The organism is Oleiphilus sp. HI0123 (assembly GCF_001635315.1).
The window spans coordinates 1-390 of sequence record NZ_LWGE01000812.1 but is presented as its reverse complement, the minus strand read 5'-3'; the positions used below and the strand labels follow the sequence as shown (position 1 = coordinate 390).

The window sequence follows — 390 nt, the reverse complement described above, 5'->3', positions numbered from 1 at the left end:
CGGCTCGGCGAAGCCTGGTTAGAGGTTAGAATATGAATCTGCTCGCCAGTTCGAAGCGGGTAAGTTAACGGCACGATACGACCATTTACTTTAGCACCACGACAAGCATGGCCCACCTCAGTATGAACACGGTAAGCAAAATCTACCGGCGTTGCGCCATTTGGCAAATCAACAACATGGCCATCAGGTGTAAATACGTAAATACGGTCTTCACCAACGTCTGAGCTTAGCTGGTTTGCAATTTCCGAGGCATCACCCACCTCCTCTTGCCATTCCAGTACTTGTCTAAGCCAGTTGATCTTTTCCTCATACCCTGAAGATCGACTTTTAACATCGGTACCTTTATAGCGCCAGTGAGCACAAACTCCCAGTTCGGCTTCCTCGTGCATT

Annotated in this window: 1 protein-coding gene; it reads right to left on the bottom strand. The window is 48.7% G+C overall.

All coding sequences use genetic code 11. The annotated features are described in order from the left end of the window. The coding region (locus tag A3761_RS07085; RefSeq protein WP_156491704.1) for a TGS domain-containing protein at window positions 1–390 on the bottom strand (390 nt) is incomplete at both ends.